General features: G+C 77.1%; 1 protein-coding gene and 1 pseudogene. Both read right to left on the reverse strand.

The window, feature by feature from the left end:
- Positions 1–1,208 (reverse strand): flavodoxin domain-containing protein (locus tag I73_RS15130; protein ID WP_022981387.1); only part of this gene is annotated, 1,208 nt, incomplete at its 3' end.
- Positions 1,209–1,216: 8 nt separating this feature from the next.
- Positions 1,217–1,402, reverse strand: a pseudogene (locus I73_RS15135) (FAD:protein FMN transferase); the annotation flags it as partial.

Raw genomic sequence — 1,402 nt, forward strand, 5'->3', positions numbered from 1 at the left:
CAATGGGTGATCTGGGCATCGCACAAGGCGTCATGGGCGGCCTGCCGCTCGCCCAGCAGCAGCCAGGCATGCAGGCCCTGCCGCACCAGGGCCTGGCGGGGGGAGGCCGGCGTGGCCAGGCGGCGCTCGGCGGCCTGCAGATGGGCGCGCAGGCCGGCCAGGCCGGTGCCGTTGCCGATCAGCACCAGCGGGCGGTCGGCCAGCGCAGGGGGCAGGCGAAAGGCCGGGTTGGGCTGGATGCGCAGGGACAGCGCGCCGCCGCGGGGGCAGTCGCCGCTCAGCCAGCCGGAGGCCGCGCCGACCGAGCCGTCCTCGCGCCGGTGGCGCCGCACCAGCAACTGCAGGCCGCCGCCCGACCCGGGCTCGGGCAGGCTGGCGATGGAGTAGCTGCGGGGCGTGCGGTCGGTGCCCGGCAGGCGCAGCTGCACCAGGTCGCCCGCCTCCCAGGCGGCGGGCGGGGGGCCGTCCAGGGGGGGCGCCATGTCGATCAGCCACACCGGCTCGCCCAGACTGCCCGGGTTCAGGTGGCGCCGTCCCAGCAGGATCCAGGGGGCGAAGGCGGTGTCCGCCGGGGCCGCGGAGGCGGCCTGGCGCGGGGCCGACACCGTGGCCGGCGTGGGGGTGAGTGCCGCCACCGCCGCCAGCCAGTGGTGCATGGCCTGCGGATCGCCGCGGTCCATCAGCACCGGCTCGAACAGGGCTTGTGCGCCGCTGGCCTGCAGCCAGCGCTGCAGCTGCTGGCCAAAGCCGCAGAAGTGGCGGTACTCGCGGTCGCCCAGGGCCAGCAGGCCGCAGGGCAGGCCGGCCAGTTCGGCCGGTCGGTCCATCCAGCGGTCGACGAAGCGCTCGGCGTGGTCCGGGGCCTGACCGTCACCGGCGGTGCTGGCGACGAAGAACACCGGCTGGTGCTGGCGCAGTTGGCCCGGATCCAGCTGGTCCAGCGGGGCCACCCGGGCGGGCAGGCCACCGGACTCCAGCAGGCGGGCCGTGTCCCAGGCCAGGGCCTCGGCCGCGCCGGTCTGGCTGGCCCAGGTCACCAGGGCGACGGGGCCGGGCGCACCGGGTACGAGGGCCGTGGCCTGTGGGGCGTGCTGGCGAAGGCGGTGGCGGCGCCATTGCCACAGGCACAGACCGATCCAGGCCAGCAGCAGGGCGGCGGCCTGGGCCAGGCGGTGGGGCGGCGTGTGGGTCAGGGCCAGGGCGTCCATGGGCGTGCTCAGGCCAGCAGGCCGCGCAAGGCGGTGCTCAGGGTCTCCCGCCAGGCGGGGTGCTCGGGGGAGGGGCGCTCGGTCCAGAGCACGGGCAGGCCCTCGGCCTCGGCCAGGGGTCGGCCCGCGCCGGGGCCCAGCACCATCAGGGCGGTGGCCCAGGCATCGGCCCACATGGCACTGGGGTGCAGCAC

The organism is Ideonella sp. B508-1, assembly GCF_000333615.1.
In the GTDB taxonomy this organism is placed as follows: Bacteria; Pseudomonadota; Gammaproteobacteria; order Burkholderiales; family Burkholderiaceae_C; genus Ideonella.